General features: G+C 52.3%; 17 protein-coding genes. 16 read left to right on the top strand and 1 reads right to left on the bottom strand.

The features are described 5' to 3' along the window. Window positions 1–241: 241 nt before the first annotated feature. The 10 genes from A1332_RS10460 to phoR all read left to right on the top strand — a co-directional run bounded on the left by A1332_RS10460 (window position 242) and on the right by phoR (window position 8380). A complete protein-coding gene (locus A1332_RS10460) occupies window positions 242–838 on the top strand; it encodes a TetR/AcrR family transcriptional regulator (protein WP_064008484.1) in 597 nt (198 codons plus the stop codon). Between the two features lie 47 nt (window positions 839–885). Then, a complete protein-coding gene (locus A1332_RS10465; RefSeq protein ID WP_033155872.1) occupies window positions 886–1110 on the top strand; it encodes an addiction module protein in 225 nt (74 codons plus the stop codon). A gap of 178 nt (window positions 1111–1288) precedes the next feature. Beyond that, window positions 1289–1570, top strand: a complete 282-nt coding sequence (locus A1332_RS25280) for a hypothetical protein (RefSeq protein WP_157203989.1) — start codon at window positions 1289–1291, stop codon at window positions 1568–1570. 194 nt (window positions 1571–1764) lie between these two features. Then, on the top strand, window positions 1765–2037 hold the full coding sequence (locus A1332_RS10470; protein WP_064008435.1) for a DUF4242 domain-containing protein: 273 nt from the start codon (window positions 1765–1767) through the stop codon (window positions 2035–2037). Window positions 2038–2179: 142 nt separating this feature from the next. Then, window positions 2180–3490, top strand: a complete 1311-nt coding sequence (locus tag A1332_RS10475; RefSeq protein WP_064008436.1) for a selenium-binding protein SBP56-related protein — start codon at window positions 2180–2182, stop codon at window positions 3488–3490. A gap of 134 nt (window positions 3491–3624) precedes the next feature. After that, window positions 3625–3801: a hypothetical protein gene (locus tag A1332_RS25285; protein ID WP_020484606.1), complete on the top strand. Its 177-nt coding sequence runs from the start codon at window positions 3625–3627 to the stop codon at window positions 3799–3801. After that, window positions 3798–4058: a type II toxin-antitoxin system RelE family toxin gene (locus A1332_RS10480; RefSeq protein ID WP_064008437.1), complete on the top strand. Its 261-nt coding sequence runs from the start codon at window positions 3798–3800 to the stop codon at window positions 4056–4058. The genes A1332_RS25285 and A1332_RS10480 overlap by 4 nt, the downstream gene beginning before the upstream one ends. Before the next feature lie 348 nt (window positions 4059–4406). Next, window positions 4407–6317 carry a cytochrome c peroxidase gene (locus A1332_RS10485; RefSeq protein WP_064008438.1) on the top strand — a complete coding sequence of 637 codons (1911 nt, stop codon included), beginning with the start codon at window positions 4407–4409 and terminating at the stop codon, window positions 6315–6317. An 89-nt stretch (window positions 6318–6406) separates the two neighbouring features. Next, a complete protein-coding gene (gene phoB / locus A1332_RS10490; protein WP_064008439.1) occupies window positions 6407–7099 on the top strand; it encodes a phosphate regulon transcriptional regulator PhoB in 693 nt (230 codons plus the stop codon). 6 nt (window positions 7100–7105) lie between these two features. Then, window positions 7106–8380 carry a phosphate regulon sensor histidine kinase PhoR gene (gene phoR / locus A1332_RS10495; RefSeq protein WP_064008440.1) on the top strand — a complete coding sequence of 425 codons (1275 nt, stop codon included), beginning with the start codon at window positions 7106–7108 and terminating at the stop codon, window positions 8378–8380. An 18-nt stretch (window positions 8381–8398) separates the two neighbouring features. Here phoR and A1332_RS10500 read toward each other — a convergent pair whose 3' ends face one another. Then, a complete protein-coding gene (locus tag A1332_RS10500; RefSeq protein WP_082879637.1) occupies window positions 8399–10594 on the bottom strand; it encodes a sensor domain-containing diguanylate cyclase in 2196 nt (731 codons plus the stop codon). A 110-nt stretch (window positions 10595–10704) separates the two neighbouring features. On the opposite strand from A1332_RS10500, the gene A1332_RS10505 reads away from it, so the two are divergent. From A1332_RS10505 to dapC, 6 genes are all read left to right on the top strand, one after another. Further along, window positions 10705–12111 (top strand): cytochrome ubiquinol oxidase subunit I, encoded by a 1407-nt coding sequence (locus A1332_RS10505; RefSeq protein WP_064008442.1) that lies wholly within the window; start codon window positions 10705–10707, stop codon window positions 12109–12111. Further along, window positions 12101–13192, top strand: coding sequence for a cytochrome d ubiquinol oxidase subunit II (gene cydB, locus A1332_RS10510; RefSeq protein WP_064008443.1), 1092 nt, complete (start codon window positions 12101–12103; stop codon window positions 13190–13192). Before A1332_RS10505 ends, cydB begins: the two co-directional genes overlap by 11 nt. Before the next feature lie 112 nt (window positions 13193–13304). Then, window positions 13305–13883 carry a DUF502 domain-containing protein gene (locus tag A1332_RS10515; protein WP_064008444.1) on the top strand — a complete coding sequence of 193 codons (579 nt, stop codon included), beginning with the start codon at window positions 13305–13307 and terminating at the stop codon, window positions 13881–13883. A gap of 85 nt (window positions 13884–13968) precedes the next feature. Beyond that, complete coding sequence (locus A1332_RS10520) at window positions 13969–14460, top strand: CinA family protein (protein ID WP_064008445.1); 492 nt, start codon at window positions 13969–13971, stop codon at window positions 14458–14460. 193 nt (window positions 14461–14653) lie between these two features. After that, the gene (locus A1332_RS10525; protein WP_064008446.1) at window positions 14654–15439 is read left to right on the top strand and encodes a M48 family metallopeptidase; all 786 of its coding nucleotides are present in this window, start codon (window positions 14654–14656) and stop codon (window positions 15437–15439) included. Next, complete coding sequence (dapC, locus tag A1332_RS10530; protein WP_064008447.1) at window positions 15439–16638, top strand: succinyldiaminopimelate transaminase; 1200 nt, start codon at window positions 15439–15441, stop codon at window positions 16636–16638. Before A1332_RS10525 ends, dapC begins: the two co-directional genes overlap by 1 nt. The last annotated feature ends 74 nt before the right edge of the window (window positions 16639–16712 follow it).

Consider the following 16712-nt stretch of genomic DNA (forward strand, 5'->3'; position numbering starts at 1 on the left):
AAAAATCGCTAGTTGGCTTGCCGAAAGGCCCTAATTTGTTGAGGTCTGGCGCTTGCTTGTTTTGGGTGGCGGCGTGACAAACCATCTCGGTAGGTCACGTTGCCGCGAAAGCGGTTACGTGACAAGCTTAAATTGTCAGGGAACGCTGCCGCGCACCCTGACCTACAAAGATCGGCTAGTTTTATATAAATTAGAAAAAATTTATTTACAAAATAAGACGACCGGTCGCATAATACAGCCCATGGCGAAATTGGCACCCAAACAGCTCAAAAAAGACAAGCTCCTGGAGCAGGGCGTCAGCTTGCTGCTGGAAAAAGGCTACCACGCTACCGGCTTGAAAGAGATCCTGGATACAGTGCAAATACCCAAGGGCTCGTTTTACGCCTATTTTGAAAGCAAGGAACGCTTCGCGGCGGAAGCAATTCATCACTACATCGAGCCGTTTATTGTGCGTTTATCCGGCCATTTGCAAGACCCGGAAACGGACGGCTTGGCGGCGTTGAAGGCTTACTATTTGGGATTGATAGCCGAGGTGGCGCAAACCGGTTTCAAGGGCGGTTGCCTGCTGGGAAACTTGATGGGCGAGATTGGCGATACCAGTCCCTTATGCCGGGATGCCTTATTGGATGCGGTCGGCAGGTATAGCGCGTTACAACAAACTGCCCTGGAGCGCGGACAAAAACAAGGTTCAGTAAGACTGGACCGCTCGGCGAAAAGCATGGCGGATTTGATCCTAAACGGCTGGCAAGGGGCCTTGTTGCGAATGAAAGTCGAACAATCGGTAGAGCCCTTGCAGGCGGTTTGCCGGGATTTGCTGGATGATTATTTTAGGGCTTGATTGAGTTTCTGCCTTATCGAATGCTGGCGCGAAATTGGAGGTGATTTATGGATGCGCAAACGATAACCGAACAGGCTTTAAAACTGGAGCCGGAAGCAAGAGCTTATATTGCGGAAATACTGATCGAAAGCCTAGATTATGAAGAGGACTTACCTGTTTCCGAGGAGTGGCGGCAAGAAATTGAAAAGCGTTGCAAGGAAATAGACGCCAATTCGGCGCTGCTGCTGGATGGCGAACAAGTCATGGCGGAGCTAAGACAGCGCTTTTTATGAAATACTTCTTGTATCCTCAGGCCCTTGGTGAGTTGGAGTAAACAATATTTTTTCTAAAAATCAAGAATTTAGTGCGTAAGATGGGTTGAATGGAATGAAACCTAGCATTTACGGGTGCCTAGCTAAAAAGCATACATCTTTTGCAACATTGAGTTAGCTGGAATTTGATCAAATAACTATGAGCATTTCCAAAATCATCTGTCGTGTTCAAAAGCTTGTTTTTGTTGCTGGAGATCAAAAAACTGGGTGGAGGCCTGTAGCTAATACAACTAGCGATAATACTTCATCTACACGTCTAGAATTGTTTGACATCGATATATATTTCGACGGATCAGGTTACTTGCTTTGTTATTCTACAACTAACCAGGGACTCTATGGCGATTCTTGGCATTTGACTGAGTTTGACGCAAAACAAACTGCTTTGGAAGAATTCGGAGTTCAAATTAATGAGTGGTCATGAGGTTTACCGAAGTTACTGAAGTGCGTCTTAGTGCGTCGGATGGGTTGAATGCAATGAAACCGAGCATTAAGAAGACGCCTGGCTGGGTTTCGCTTTCGCTCAACCCAGCCACCAATCGAAATAACCGCTGCCCACCCGGCAGCATTTTTTAACGCCGGCAAATTAGACGACCGGTCATTTATTAGGAGGTCATCATGCCCAAATACATTATCGAACGCGATATTCCCGGTGCCGGCCAGCTTACGCAAGCCGAGTTGCAAGGCATTTCTCAAAAATCCTGCGGTGTGTTGCGCGACATGGGGCCGCGCATCCAATGGCTGCAAAGCTATGTGACCGGCGACAAGGTGTATTGCATCTATATCGCCGACAACGAGCAAGCGATTCGCGAACACGCGGAGCAAGGCGGCTTTCCGGCCAATCGCATCGAACAAATTACCACCATCATCGACCCGACCACGGGCGATTGATGATGGCTTATGGTTCCCACGCTCCGGCGTTGGAACCGGGTCAGGGACGCTCTAGCGTCCCGAACCGCAGGAGCGGTTCAACACGCATTCCCACGCTGGAGCGTGGGAACGATAACAACGATAATTTACGGGGATAACAATCATGACATTCAAACTAAGCACCTTTACCGCCGCGCTGATGCTCGGCACCGCCAGCCTGTCGGCCAGCGCCGACGAAACCTGCGCCTCGCCGTACATGGCGAAAATTACCGGCCAGGAAGATTTTGTGTACATCTGGACTTTAGGCGCGGAAGGCGTCGGCGACGAGCAGGACAAACTAGTCACCGTTGACGTCAATCCCAAATCCAAACAATACGGCAAAGTGATCGGCAGCCTGTCGGTGGGTGGCCGCAACGAAGCTCACCATTCCGACTTTACCGACGACCGTAAATTTCTGTGGGCCGGTGGTCTGGATACCAACAAGATTTTCATCTTCGACGTGTCCACAGATCCGGCCAAACCTAAGCTCAGCAAAACCATCACCGATTTCGTGGCCAAGAGCGGCGGCGTGGTCGGTCCACATAGCTTGTACGCCTTGCCGGGCCGGATGATCATCACCGGTTTGTCCAATAACAAAGACCACGGCGGCCGCACCGCGATTGTGGAATACAGCAACGCCGGCGACTACATCGCCACCTACTGGCTGCCGACCGACAGTAACCTGGAAGGTGCGATCAAATCCGGCAAATACGCTGACGGCTATAACTACGACGTGCGGGTATTGCCGCGCAAAAACCTGATGCTGACCTCGTCGTTTACCGGCTGGTCGAACTACATGATGGACTTCGGCAAAATGTTGGCCGATCCGGAAGCGATGAAACGCTTCGGCAACACCGTGGTGCAATGGGATTTACACAGCCGCCAGCCGAAAAAAGTCTTCGACGTACCGGGTGCGCCATTAGAAATCCGTTGCGCTTGGGCGGAAGATCATAACTACTGCTTCACCAGCACCGCGTTGACCTCGAAAATCTGGTTGATACATCAAGACGACAAAGGCGAATGGCAAGCCAAAGATGTCGCGGACATCGGCGAACCGGCCAAAATCCCGCTGCCGGTGGACATTTCCATCTCCAGTGACGACAAAACCTTGTGGGTCAACACCTTCATGGACGGCAAAACCCGCCGTTTCGACATCAGCGATCCATTTCACCCCAAACAAGTGTTCGAACAAAAAATCGGCGCTCAGGTGAATATGGTGTCCTCAAGCTGGGACGGCAAACGCCTGTATTACACCTCGTCGCTATTAGCCAACTGGGACAAAAAAGGTGCGGATAACGAGCAATTTTTCAAAGCGTATAGCTGGGATGGCAGCAAGTTGACCGAGCAGTTCTCGATTGATTTCAATAAAGAGAAGCTGGGTAGGGCGCATCAAATGCGGTTTGGGGCGTATGCTTTGTACGGCAAAGCGCCGTAAGTTAGTTGTAACGCGTTTCAGTTGAATGCAACCGTGGCCTTTATGACGTTTTGTTTATAAAGGCCATGAGGTATGCAGTATTATCTAACGATGCGAACTAGGAATGTAACGGTCGTGTGCCTTGGAGAATAGTCATGAATGCTCAACCTCAGTTTATTACCGATGCGAATGGCGAAAAAACGGCAGTCATTCTGCCAATAGCCGACTATCAAGAACTCATGGAAGACTTGGCTGATTTAGCCGCAATTGCTGAACGAAAAGACGAACCCAGCATTCCATTTGAGACGGCGTTGTCAGAAATAGGTTTATGACGATCTATGCCATTGAGATCAAACGGAGCGCCCAAAAGGAGTTGTCGCAATTGCCTAAGGCGGTTGCCGAAAAGGTTGTGACGCAAATTAGAGCGCTTGCCGACGATCCGCGGCCTAATGGGTGCAAAAAGTTAGTAGGAACAGAACATAGTTATCGAATTCGAGTAAATGATTACCGAGTGGTTTATTCGGTTTTGGATAGCCGCTTAATCATCCAAGTCATAAAAATTGGGCATCGCAAGGATGTGTACCAATGATTTGGTTGGTGGAGAGTTTATAGGCAGTGCGGGGCGGGAATAGTTGGTGTCGCTGTCGCGAAGGATGTTTTTAAGTCGGGTCTCGGCCCGACTGCCGAGATACTTTCTTTTGGCGACGCACAAATTCGTCTGGATCGAATTTGAACAGCCGACAGGCTGGCCCGAAGGGCGAAAACCAAGGATGGTTTTTGGTAGCGAAAGTATCTCGGCTGTCGGTCCGAGAACCGACTTCTAATTAATCCGTCGCGATAGCGACACCTAAATCTAAATCTCCTCACCCCTGCCCTCTCCAGCAGGAGAGGGGGCAAGCCATCGAATATCGATGCGTGATCTGTTCAGGGTAAGCACATGAAACTCCTACTACTATTCGGCATACTATTAATTACCACTCACGCAAATGCCCAAGAGAATAAACCTCTAGCCCCCGGCTACACCGCCCTACCTTTCGAACCCGCAAAACCCGGCACCTACACCCTGCCGATTATCAATCCAGCCGCCAATGGCGAAGTATTAACCAGCAACAACCAACCCAAGCACCTCCACGAGCTGATGGGCGACAAACTGGTGTTGCTCAGCTTCATCTACGCCGCATGCAGCGACGTCAACGGCTGCCCGTTGGCAACGCAGGTGTTGCACAAAATCAGCCGGCAATTGCAAAAACAGCCGGAATTGGCTGACAAACTTAGATTATTAACGCTCAGCTTCAACCCCACGCAAGACACGCCGGAAATGATGCGCCATTACGGCGATGGCTTTAAAACCGGTGATTTCGACTGGCAGTTTTTGACCACGCGCGACGAAACTGCTTTGCAGCCCATCCTCGACGGTTACCAGCAAAACGTGCAAAAAGTCTATGACGACAAAGGCCAGTTCACCGGCACCTTTTCGCATTTGCTGCGGGTGTATTTGATCGATAAGGACAAAAACGTCCGCAATATTTATAGCGTCGATTTCCTGCATGCCGACACGCTGATCAACGATGTAAAAACCTTGCTGGCCGATGCCAAGCCGCAAGTTGCGGTCCACGCCACCGCTCCCGAAGCGTTGTTTCAACCCGGCGACAATAAACAAAATTACCAGCAAGCCGATTACCAAACCCGTTCGTTGGCGCTGGCGCAGCGACGCGGTCAGCCGGCTAATTTGCTGGCCTTGGCGCAACAGCCGCCGCTGGGTCTGCCGACATTGCCGGTACCCAAAGACAATCCGCTGACGCCAGCCAAGATAGCGCTGGGCCGTAAGCTGTTCTTCGACCGGCGCTTGTCCTTGAACAATACGTTTTCCTGCGCGATCTGCCATATCCCGGAACAAGGCTTCAGCAATAATGAAATGACCACGGCGGTGGGGATTGAAGGGCGCAGCGTGCGCCGTAACAGCCCGTCTTTGTATAACGTCGGTTATGCGCAATTGCTGTTTCACGACGGCCGCGAAAACAGTTTGGAGCAACAGGCATGGGGGCCGCTGCTGGCGCATAATGAAATGGCGAATCCGTCGATTGGTTATGTGGTGGACAAGCTAAAAGCCAGCGCCGATTATCGCGGGTTGTTTGAAAAAGCCTTCAACAAAGGGCCGACGATGGAAACCATAGGCCAGGCCTTGGCTAGTTATCAACGGACCCTGAATGCCGCCGATTCGCCGTTCGACCGTTGGTATTTCGGCAAACAAAAAGGCGCGCTGAGTGAGCCGGCCCAACGCGGCTTTGCCTTATTTACCGGCAAAGCCGCTTGCAGCACTTGTCATACGATTGGCGACAAGTCTGCCTTATTTACCGATCAAAAGCGCCACAACACCGGCATTGGTTATACCGAGTCCATGCAAAAGTCTCCGGAAAAGCAAAGGGTGCAAGTCGCGCCGGGCGTGTTCGTGGATGTGAATAGCGACAATTTGAAAGGACTGAATACTGAGAAAGCCAACGACCTGGGCTATTACGAGATCAGTCAAAATCCAGCCGACCGCTGGGCTTACAAAACCCCTTCGCTGCGTAACGTCGCGCTCAGCGCGCCCTACATGCATAACGGGTCCTTGCCGACTTTGGCAGAGGTGGTGAAGTTTTACAATCAAGGCGGCGCGGCCAACGAAAATTTATCGCCCTTGCTCAAACCGCTGGGATTGTCCGAGCAGGAAAGTGCCGACCTGGTAGTGTTTTTGGAAGCGTTGAGCGGCGGTAACGTCGGCGCCTTGATTTCTGATGCTTTTGCCGCACCGGTCGGTGATAGCGGAACGGCGGCGCAGCCCATACCGGGCGCCGGTAAAGGTCGATAGCCGCCGGGTTGGCCGGTTTTCTGTCACAAAATGGTAATATGACGCTGCTAACTTAACAGGATCATTGGACCTTTAGACTAAACATGCTTATGTCGAACTTGAAAATCCTGGTCGTGGAAGACGAAGAAGCTATCAGGGAGATGCTGGTCATGGTGTTGGAGCAGGCCAACCTGACTGTGATCGCCGTTGGTAGCGCCGAGCAGGCAAGGGAGAGTCTGGCCGATAACATGGTGGATCTAATTATCCTGGACTGGATGCTGCCGGGCATTAGCGGTGTTGAACTGGCCAGACGCCTGAAAAACGAGCCTGGCTACAAGGAATTGCCTATCATTTTGCTCACCGCGCGCGGCGAGGAAGAAGACAAGATTCGCGGTTTGGAAATTGGTGCCGACGATTATGTGACCAAGCCTTTTTCGCCGAAAGAACTCATCGCCCGCATCAAGGCCGTGATGCGCCGCAGCGGCAAGTTGTCGGAATCCGGCCTGCTTAGTGTCGGCGACCTGACCCTGGATGCCGAGCAACATAAGCTGACTATCGCCGGCCGCAGTCTGGAAGTCAGTCCTACCGAGTTTAGATTGATGCAATTTTTTATGACCAATCCCGATAAGGTCTACAGCCGCACCCATTTGCTGGATCAGGTCTGGGGCCGTAGCGTGTATATCGAGGAACGCACTGTGGATGTGCATATTCGCCGCTTGCGCAAAATCCTGGCCGAATACGGTCGAGAGGAACTGATCCAGACCGTACGCGGATTCGGTTATCGCTTTTCGATGGCGCACTGATTATTCATGCAGCGTTGGCAGCGGGAAATAAATATCGCTATTGCTTTACTGATACCGGCTTTACTGCTGAGTTTTTTTGTTGGGCACTTCAGTCATTTTTTGTTGGCGATTACGCTATTTCTCTATATCAGGCAGACCATCAGCATCAACAAGCTGGAACGTTGGCTCAGTCAGGGGGGCGTCGGTGAACGCCCTGATTTTAAAGGCATCTGGGGCGATATCTACTATCACCTTTATAAAATCCGTAAAAGTCAGAAACGCCGCAAGAAAAAGCTCGGCAAGATGTTGGAGAGTTTTCGCAAGTCCACCAGTGCCTTGCCCGATGCGATTGTAGTGTTGGGTGCGTATGGCGAGATCGAGTGGAGCAATAAGGTTGCCCACGATTTTCTGGGACTGAAACGGTCCGACAATGGGCAGCGGATTCCTAATCTGGTGCGGCATCCGCTATTTATTCAGTATTTAAAAGATCAGGATTATCAAAACAAAATCTGCATTCCGTCGCCGATAAACGAAAACATGATTTTGCAAATCGGTATCTTCCCCTACGGGGCCGGATTGCGCCTGTTGATGGCTCAGGATGTGACCCATTTGAAGAATATCGAACGGATGCGCACCGACTTTGTGGCCAATGTCTCGCACGAATTGCGCACGCCGATCACTGTGCTGCGCGGCTATCTGGAAACCCTGCAAGAACTGGATGACGGTTCCAGCCGCTATACCCGCTCGTTTCAAAACATGGCCGCGCAAACCGAACGTATGCAGGCATTGATAGATGATTTGCTGCTGTTGGCGCGTCTGGAAAGCAAAACCAAAAAATTCGAATGCGTCAATATTCCGGAGTTGCTCGGGCAGGTTTGCCAGGAAAGCGATCTGCTGGAACGAGATGAACGCCGGGTCGAACTGGTTTTGGATAGCCGTGCCAATGTGCGTGGTGATATGGAAGAATTGCGCAGCGCCTTCAGCAATCTGTTGGTCAATGCCATGAAATACTCACAGCCTAGTTCGCCGGTTAAAGTGAGTTGGCGGGCTAAGCCCGACGGCAGCGTTTATTTTGAAGTGGAAGACTTTGGAGACGGGATCGCCAGCGTGGATATTCCCAGGATTACCGAGCGCTTTTACCGCGCGGAAGTTAAACGCAATCAAAAAATTCCCGGCACCGGTTTGGGTTTGGCCATCGTCAAGCATGTGCTGGTCAGGCACGATGCCAAACTGGACATTGAAAGCCAACTGGGTAAAGGCAGTAAATTCCGCTGCGTGTTTCCGCGGCAGCGTGTTTGTTGAGGTGCGGCGGGATCGTTGCTAAAGCGCGGTCGGCGGATTAGCGAATTGGAACGTTTGCGAGGCGGATTTTTTGGCGGCATCCATGGCCGCTTGCTTCAGCGCTTCGGTATTGTCGGCATCATAAGGGCAGATGGCGATACCGATACGACAATTGAGTTGGGCTGTGTCGTGTTCCAGCGCAAACGGTTCGGCGAGTTTTTCGATAATTAATTTAGCGATGCGCTCCACGCTGTCGATTTTTTCCAGCTCGGTGAGGATAATCGCAAATTCCGCACCATCCATTCGCGCTACCAAATCGGTTTCCCGGACATTAGCCAGCACCCGTTGCGCGGCTTCCTGCAAAATGCTGTCGCCTTGCGCATAACCGAAGCGCTCGTTAATCTCTTTGAAGTGCTCGATGTCTACCACCAGCAAGGCCAAAAACCAGCCACCGCGCTGCGCTTTCTTAATGTCTTGCTCCAGTCTGTCGTAAAACAGGCGGCGGTTGCCAATACCGGTGAGCGGATCTAAATTAACCTGTTTCCACAGTTGTTCTTCACCGAGCTTGCGCTGGGTAATGTCGAAAAACAGGCCGATGCGCTTTAGCGGTATACCGTTGCGGTCGAAAATGGTGTTGATGTTGAGCTGCTCGACATAGAGTTCGCCGTTTTTACGTCTATTCCAGATTTCGCCCTGCCACTTCCCTTTGGTATTGATGATTTGCCACATGGCTTGGAAAAAACTATCGTCATGCCGGCCAGAACCCAGAATCCGGGCGTTCTTGCCGATTATGTCTTCGGCGGAATAACCGGTAATGCGGCTGAATGCCGGGTTAATCGAGACGATAGTGGCATCCGCTTCGGTGATCATCATCGCTTCGCTGCAATTTTGGTAAAACAACATGCCTAGTTGCCGATCTTCTTCGGCCAATTTGTATGTGGTGATGTCTTGCAGAATACCGGTCATGCGCGGGCTATTGCCGAGTTGGTGACAACCGGAGCCGCGAATCCAGCGGATTTCGCCGTCGATGCGGCGAATGCGGCATTCGAAATCCCAATTGCTGTGCGTGGTGAGGGCATGCTGGAAACCGGCATTGACCATGTCGCGATGCTCCGGTGCCACATGGCCGAGAAAAGTATGATATGTCCATTGCGGTAGCAGATGGCTGTAGCCGAAGATTTGATCGTGTATGTCTGTGCGTTGCACCGAATAATCTTGTAAGTCCAGGTCCCAGGCGCCGGTATCGATGGTTTCCAATGCAAAACTCAAGCGGGCTTCGCTTTGTTTTAGAGCCTGGTTGATTTGTTGTTGATGGAATAAAGTCAGGGCTAGCGGTATGCCCACGCTAGCCAGGATGAACAAATAAAACCAGATATTTAACAGGCCGCTTTGCAGATGTGCGGTGGCGAATGAGCCCAACTGATGCAACAAACCCCACAGGGATTGAATGGCGGTCATAGTCACCAAAAGCAACACGCCGTGCCGGCCGAATCTGACCGCCGCCCAAACCACAAACAGGAAGGCCCAATAGGTTTGGCCGTAAACGCTCAGCAGGTTGGGGAACCAGCTTAAAAACACGGCTTGGCCGCTCAGAAAACTTGTTGCAATAAATGCCAGCGTTTCCAAAGCGCGTTTGGGGGCGAACCAGTCTTTCGGCCAGTTTCGCCATATCAGAATTAAAGGCGTGACCAAGGCGATTCCCAATACATCGGCCATCCACCAGTGCAGCATACTGGGCAGCAGGGCGTCGGCAGGCAGATACTTGCTTAAAAACAAAGTCATGGGGCCGATCAGGGCGCTGAAGCAGGCGGCGATGATGCCTGTCAATGTCAGCCAGGCAAAATCCCGAGGATGCCGTAGCGATAAAGAAAAGCCTGGGTTGCCGAGCAGCAGCCAGGCGCCAAGCCAGGATTCCAGGATATTGCCGGTAGCGATGCTGGCGGAGATTAGCCAGGAGTCGCCGACCAGCATGCCGGCAAGAAAGGCGCCGATGAACACGCCCGGCCAATAGCGCTTACCGCCCAATAGAAAGGTGGCCATCCCCAGGCCGGCGGGAAACCAAACCAGCGTGACATTGCCGTTGTCGGAAAAAAAAGCCAATACCAGTTTGGCCAACATGGCGTAGAGCAGGGCTATACCGACTATTTTTAGTCCAACGATGTTGCGCGGAGTAAAGCCCATGAGGTTTTGGAATGTGTGCTTGTAAGCTGAAAAGTGTATATCAGTAGTCTGCATTCTCCAGTTTTTCCTGCCGGTTTTAATGCGAAGCGGTCGAGAAAATCGCAGACAAGCAAGCGGATAACTCTATAATTGCCCGCATTTTTGAGCTAGACCGAGGAGAGGGGATGATTTCCGAAACGGTTGTTGAGTTATCGCGGGCGCAGTTTGCGCTGCATGCGGTGCAATATTTTCTATTCGTACCGTTGACGCTGGGTTTGTCGCTATTGTTGGCGGGCTTGGAATCCTGGTTTGTCATCAGCGGGCAGGAGGTTTACCAGCGGCTGACGCAATTTTGGGGCAAGCTGTTTGCCATCGGTTTTGGCTTAAGCATGGCCTCTTCGCTGGCAATCGCCTGCCAATTCGGGGCCAACTGGTCGTATTTTTCGCATTATGTCGGCGATGTGTTTGCCATGCCTTTATTATTAGGTTTTGCCGGTTTGTTCATAGCCGCCAATGGGCTGGGCTGGTTTTTATTTGGCTGGCAGCGCTTGGGCAAAGGCACGCATCTGGGTGTAACTTGGCTAATTGCTATCGGCTGTCACGTCAGTTTGTTCGGTTTTCTGCTGGCCAGTGGCTGGATGCAAAATCCAGTGGGTGGGGAATTAAATCCCCAAACGCTGCGCCTGGAGTTGCTTGATTTGTCGCTGGTGCTGAGCAATCCGCTGGCCTGGGCGAAATTTGTACATAGCCTGCTGGCCAGTTATGTGGTGGCCGCCGGTTTTGTGTTGGCTATCAGCGCTTACTATTTAATTAAGCAGCGCGAAACCGAGTTGGCACAGTGTTCTTACCGCATCGCGGCCGCTTTTGGTTTGCTGACGGTGATCGCTACCATGGCGATAGGCGATACCAGCGTTTACGGCGCCGGCGCTATGCAGCACAACAAGCTGGCGGCAATTAACGGTCTGCCCAATGACGCGGCACTGGAACAAAATCGCCAGCGCATCGGCAATGGCGTAAAAGCCTATGCCCTGCTGCAAGAATTGCGCGACGACAAAAAGGAGCCGGAATTGCTGGCGGCATTTGCCGCCGCCAAAGTAGATTTGGGCTATGCCTTATTGCTGAAGCGTTGGCGGGAGAGCGTGACCGACGCCAGTCCGGCGCAGATAGAACAAGCCGTGCATGCCAGCGTGCCGGCTACCGCGCCCTTGTATTGGGGATATAGATTGATGATTGCGGCTGGCGCATTGCTGGTGCTGCTGTTTTTAGCGGCAAATGCCGTCAATATCCTCGGTTGGCGCCATACCTGGTTATTTAAGGCCAGTGTTTATGCCTTACCTCTGCCGTGGCTGGCGAGCGCCAGCGGCTGGTTTATCTCGGAATTCGGCCGGCAGCCCTGGCTGGTCGCCGATATGCTGCCCACCTGGCAAGGGGTTTCCACGCTGACTGTCGCCGATGTAGCAGTCAGCCTAGTGGCTTATGGTTTGGCGTATGCCGGGCTGCTGGCTTTGGCTGTGATGTTAACTTTAAAATTTATCGAGCAGGGCAGCGCCGACGCGTTGCCGATTAACCAGGAGCCAAGTCATGTTGCTTGATTATGAAATGCTGCGCTTGGTCTGTTGGGGCGTGTTGGGCTTGTTTGTCATGGGTTTTGTGCTGAGCAGCGGTATCGAGATCGGCGTCAGCATGCTGTTACCCTTTTTAAATGCTTCCGAACCACAGCACGCAGGGCTGGTTGCCAGATTGGCGCCAACCAGCGCCGGCAATCAGGTTTGGCTATTGGTGACCATCGGTGTGTTGTTTGCCGGCTGGCCGACGGTGTATGCGGCGACGTTTGCCAGTTTTCAGCCATTGCTGTTGTTGACAGTTTTATCGCTGTTCGTGCGGCCTTTGGGTTGGTATTTCAGAACTAGCGTGACTCGCGAGGACTGGCTGAAAAAATGGGATAAAGCCCTGTTTATTAGTGGCTTGCTGCCGGCGGCGCTGTTGGGGGTGATGGCCGGCAATCTATTGAAAGGTGTGCCGTTTCATTTGGCCAGCGATATGCACATTGCTTTTCTGGGCAGTTTTTCCGGGCTGTTCAGTCCGTTTGCGTCGCTGGTCGGCGCTACCTGCGTAGCGTTATTGACAGTGCATGGCGCGATTTATCTGCAAACGCATACCCAAGACGCGCTTTATCAGCGTAGCAAAGCGTTGGCAATGTCCGGCGGCCTGGCGTTTTTGGTGTTGTTTGCGCTGGCGGGCGGCTGGATTACCCATTTGGAAGGCTATCACGTTAGTACCGACATCATGCCGAATGGCCTTTCCAATCCCTTGACCAAATTTGTGAAGCGCGGCGACGGCTTATGGCTGGACAATTACGAGCATGAACCGGCCTTATGGGCGTTGCCAGCTTTGGCCTTTGTGTGCGGGATAGCCGCGTTGGTGTTGTCGCGTCTGGATAAGGCTTATTGGGCGTTGCTGGCCAGTGCGGTGACGGTGGTGATGGTGATTTTGACCATGGGTGTGTCCATGTTTCCGTTTTTGGCGCCGTCCAACATATCTTTGAATAGTTCGCTGACTATATGGGATGCCAGCGCCAGCCTAACTAGCTTAAGTGCGCTGCTGTGTTTGACCGGCGTACTGCTGCCGCTTATGGCGATTGCCACGCGCGGCCTGTATAAAATGTTACCTTGAGTCCGGGCGTGGCCATTTCGCAAGCACTACATGCATCGAGACTTCCTTAACCGGCATAACTCTGCTAAAACCTAGTTTCCTAACAACTATAACTAATAAAGGTAGGCGCATCATGAAGAAAATTCTTAATCACACCCTGATCGGCGTTCTGGCGTTTATCCCGATTATGGTGATTGTACAAATCGTCTTGTTCGTAAAAGACCGGTTAACCGATTTGTTTCAGTTCGTTTACGGCTACTCCGACAATTATCTGGTGACATTTCTGCTGTTCGGCGCCAGTTTTGCCACCATTACCTATGTGGGACATCGGGTCAGCATGGGCCGGTTTTCCATCATCGCGATGTTCGAAAATCTGATCGAGCGGATTCCGCTATTAAGCACGATTTACCGCGTGACCAAAAAACTGGTGAATATGATTGCCGGGCATCAGTTGCAAGAACCGCGAGAAGTGGTTTACATCGAATATCCGAAAGAAGGCATTTGGGTGCCCGCCTATGTCACCAACAAAACCGAAGACCGTTATGTGTTGTTTGTACCGACATCGCCCAACCCTACCTCGGGTTTTGCGGTGATTGTCCACGAATCGAAAGTGATCAAGTCGGACATGAGCATCGAACAAGTGACCAGCTTTATCATCAGCGTGGGCGCCGATTTCGAGAAAGTCTCTGAAATATCCCGGCTACCCAAGTAAGTTTGTCCGTTTGTTGCAGCGATGACCTATCCGCTGCAACAAAACCTCTTCTCGGCTTGATGCCGTATCAGCTAATCGGACTGCCATGCACGATCCAAGCTATTTACTCGCCGAAGCGCTCGGCAATCGTCTAAACGCGCTGAATCTATGTCTGGCTTTGGCTGAGTCCTGCACCGGCGGCGGCATAGCCAAGGCAATCACCGATGTACCGGGCAGTTCCGGCTGGTTCGATCGCGGTTTCGTCACGTACAGCAACGATGCCAAGATCGACATGCTGGGCGTCAAACCGGAGACTTTGGCGAGAGTAGGGGCGGTTAGCGAAGAGACTGCTTTGGAAATGGTCGCGGGCACGTTGACGCATAGCCTTGCCAATTTGGCACTGGCTGTCACCGGCATTGCCGGGCCGGACGGCGGCACGCCTGTAAAGCCGGTCGGAACGGTATTTATCGCCTGGCAAAAACGCGGCGCTAACGGGGCTTGCTTGAAGAAACAATTCAGCGGCGACCGGCAGTCGATACGGCAACAGGCGACGCTGTTTTGTTTACAGCAAATTTTACAATTGCTGGAAAACACTTAACCTCGGCGTTTTGTGTTCCTACCGAATTAGCTGACAAATAATAATCAAACTATTTCCATCGGCTGTTTCGCCATTAGCCTGAGTGCAATCGCGTCCGTATGTTTGAGCAGGGCTGGATCCGCCAAAAAGCTTTTAACCCCGGCCGACAAGTTACGCTAAAATGCCGCTTCTTTTCCTTGCGGATGTTGTCGCCATGTTGAAAAAACTCTTTCTTTCCACAGCTGTTTCCTTGTTGTTAAACGCTTGCGCCACCAGTCCTACCGGTCGTTCGCAGTTTATCTATATGCCGGACAATCAGGTCGATCAGATGGGTTTGCAAGCCTTCAGCAGTATGAAGAGCAAAAACCCGATCAGCGGCAATCAGCGCTACAGCCAGTTCGCCCAATGCGTGGCGTACGCCATTACTCAGCAAACCGGCGGGCAATGGGAAGTGGTGGTGTTTGAAGACGAATCCTTGAATGCCTTTGCCTTGCCCGGTAACAAAATCGGTGTGCATACCGGTCTGATCAATCTGGTGGATAATCAGGACCAACTGGCGGCGGTAATCGGTCATGAAATCGGCCACGTGTTATCCAGACACAGCAACGAGCGTTTGTCGCAGGAAACGGCGGTCAGCACAGGCTTGGCCATGGTGCAAGCGGTAACTCAGCCGCAAACTGCGTTGGGGCAAACCGCGTTAGGTCTATTGGGTGTCGGCGCCCAGTACGGCGTAATCCTACCGTACAGTCGGATTCACGAAACCGAAGCCGATACCATCGGTTTGGATTTAATGGCCAAAGCCGGTTTCGATCCGCGCCAGAGCGTGAATCTGTGGTTGAAAATGGACAAAGCCGCGCAAGGCGGCCAGCCTATCGAGTTTATGTCTACGCATCCGTCGCATGCCAGTCGCATCGATAATTTGAATCAAAATATGGGCAGAGCCGTCCAGCTACAGCAACAAGCCTGGGGGGGCGGCAGACAACCGCGTTGCAGCAAATAATGAACCCGTATTTATCCCAGTTACATCCGTACCCGTTTGAAAAGCTTGCCACGCTGAAACAAGGCATTACGCCGCCGGCTGGGAAGCCGCACATTGCCTTGTCGATTGGCGAACCCAAACACGCTACTCCGCATTTTATTCAGGAAGCTTTGTTGCGGCATTTGCACGGCTTAACCCAATACCCCACTACCAAAGGCTTACTGGAACTCCGGCAGACCATCGCCGATTGGACGTGCCGCCGCTTCGGAATTCCGGCCGGTGGTGTGGATGCCGAGACCCAGGTTTTGCCAGTCAACGGTACCCGCGAAGCCTTGTTTTCGCTGGCGCAAGCCGTAATCGATCCGGCCGACAAGCCGGTGGTGATTATGCCCAACCCGTTTTATCAGATCTACGAAGGCGCGGCCTTGCTGGCCGGTGCCGAGCCGTATTATCTGAATACGGTCGAGGCCGACGGCTACTTGCCGGACTTTGACAGCGTGCCGGAGGCGATTTGGCAACGTTGCCAATTGATTTTTATTTGCTCGCCCGGCAACCCGACAGGCACGGTGTTGACACAAGCCGATCATCTGAAATTGTTCGCTCTGGCTGACCAGTACGATTTTGTCATCGCCTCCGACGAGTGTTACACCGAGCTTTACGACGACGAAGCCAATCCGCCGCAAGGTTTGTTGCAAAGCGCTTATCAGGCCGGCAATACCGATTTCAAACGCTGCGTTATTTTCCAAAGCCTGTCCAAACGTTCCAACGCGCCCGGCTTGCGCTCCGGCTTTGTCGCCGGCGATGCCGAGGTGTTGAAACAGTATTTCAAATACCGCACCTACCACGGCTGCCCCATGCCGGTGCCGACCCAGCATGCCAGCATCGCCGCCTGGAATGACGAGGAACACGTCAAGCACAACCGCCAGTTGTACCGCGACAAGTTCAGCGCGTTTATCGAGATTTTGCAGGAGGTGTGCGACATCAGCCGCCCGCCGGCCAGCTTTTACATCTGGCTGAAGACGCCGATCTCGGATACGGAGTTTGCGCGTGAGTTGTTTGCCCAGCAAAACATTACGGTGTTGCCGGGGAGTTATCTGTCACGCGATAGCGGAGGCATCAACCCCGGCGCCAACCATGTGCGGATAGCCTTGGTAGCGCCTATCGAAGAATGTATCGAGGCCGCGAAACGGATAAAAACGTTCATTAATAGTCTTTCGTAGGCTGGGTAGAGCGCAGCGAAACCCAGCGTGAAACGCTTTAAGCTGGGTTTGCGCTATCGCTCCTACCCAGCCTA

This window comes from Methylomonas methanica (assembly GCF_001644035.1).
GTDB lineage: Bacteria > Pseudomonadota > Gammaproteobacteria > Methylococcales > Methylomonadaceae > Methylomonas > Methylomonas methanica_A.

Bases quoted from the DNA above. Each gene is read 5' to 3' on its own strand.
- A1332_RS10460 (WP_064008484.1), top strand. From the start codon at position 242: ATGGCGAAATTGGCACCCAAACAGCTCAAAAAAGACAAGCTCCTGGAG.
- A1332_RS10465 (WP_033155872.1), top strand. From the start codon at position 886: ATGGATGCGCAAACGATAACCGAACAGGCTTTAAAACTGGAGCCGGAA.
- A1332_RS25280 (WP_157203989.1), top strand. From the start codon at position 1,289: ATGAGCATTTCCAAAATCATCTGTCGTGTTCAAAAGCTTGTTTTTGTT.
- A1332_RS10470 (WP_064008435.1), top strand. From the start codon at position 1,765: ATGCCCAAATACATTATCGAACGCGATATTCCCGGTGCCGGCCAGCTT.
- A1332_RS10475 (WP_064008436.1), top strand. From the start codon at position 2,180: ATGACATTCAAACTAAGCACCTTTACCGCCGCGCTGATGCTCGGCACC.
- A1332_RS25285 (WP_020484606.1), top strand. From the start codon at position 3,625: ATGAATGCTCAACCTCAGTTTATTACCGATGCGAATGGCGAAAAAACG.
- A1332_RS10480 (WP_064008437.1), top strand. From the start codon at position 3,798: ATGACGATCTATGCCATTGAGATCAAACGGAGCGCCCAAAAGGAGTTG.
- A1332_RS10485 (WP_064008438.1), top strand. From the start codon at position 4,407: ATGAAACTCCTACTACTATTCGGCATACTATTAATTACCACTCACGCA.
- phoB (WP_064008439.1), top strand. From the start codon at position 6,407: ATGTCGAACTTGAAAATCCTGGTCGTGGAAGACGAAGAAGCTATCAGG.
- phoR (WP_064008440.1), top strand. From the start codon at position 7,106: ATGCAGCGTTGGCAGCGGGAAATAAATATCGCTATTGCTTTACTGATA.
- A1332_RS10500 (WP_082879637.1), bottom strand. From the start codon at position 10,594: ATGCAGACTACTGATATACACTTTTCAGCTTACAAGCACACATTCCAA.
- A1332_RS10505 (WP_064008442.1), top strand. From the start codon at position 10,705: ATGATTTCCGAAACGGTTGTTGAGTTATCGCGGGCGCAGTTTGCGCTG.
- cydB (WP_064008443.1), top strand. From the start codon at position 12,101: ATGTTGCTTGATTATGAAATGCTGCGCTTGGTCTGTTGGGGCGTGTTG.
- A1332_RS10515 (WP_064008444.1), top strand. From the start codon at position 13,305: ATGAAGAAAATTCTTAATCACACCCTGATCGGCGTTCTGGCGTTTATC.
- A1332_RS10520 (WP_064008445.1), top strand. From the start codon at position 13,969: ATGCACGATCCAAGCTATTTACTCGCCGAAGCGCTCGGCAATCGTCTA.
- A1332_RS10525 (WP_064008446.1), top strand. From the start codon at position 14,654: ATGTTGAAAAAACTCTTTCTTTCCACAGCTGTTTCCTTGTTGTTAAAC.
- dapC (WP_064008447.1), top strand. From the start codon at position 15,439: ATGAACCCGTATTTATCCCAGTTACATCCGTACCCGTTTGAAAAGCTT.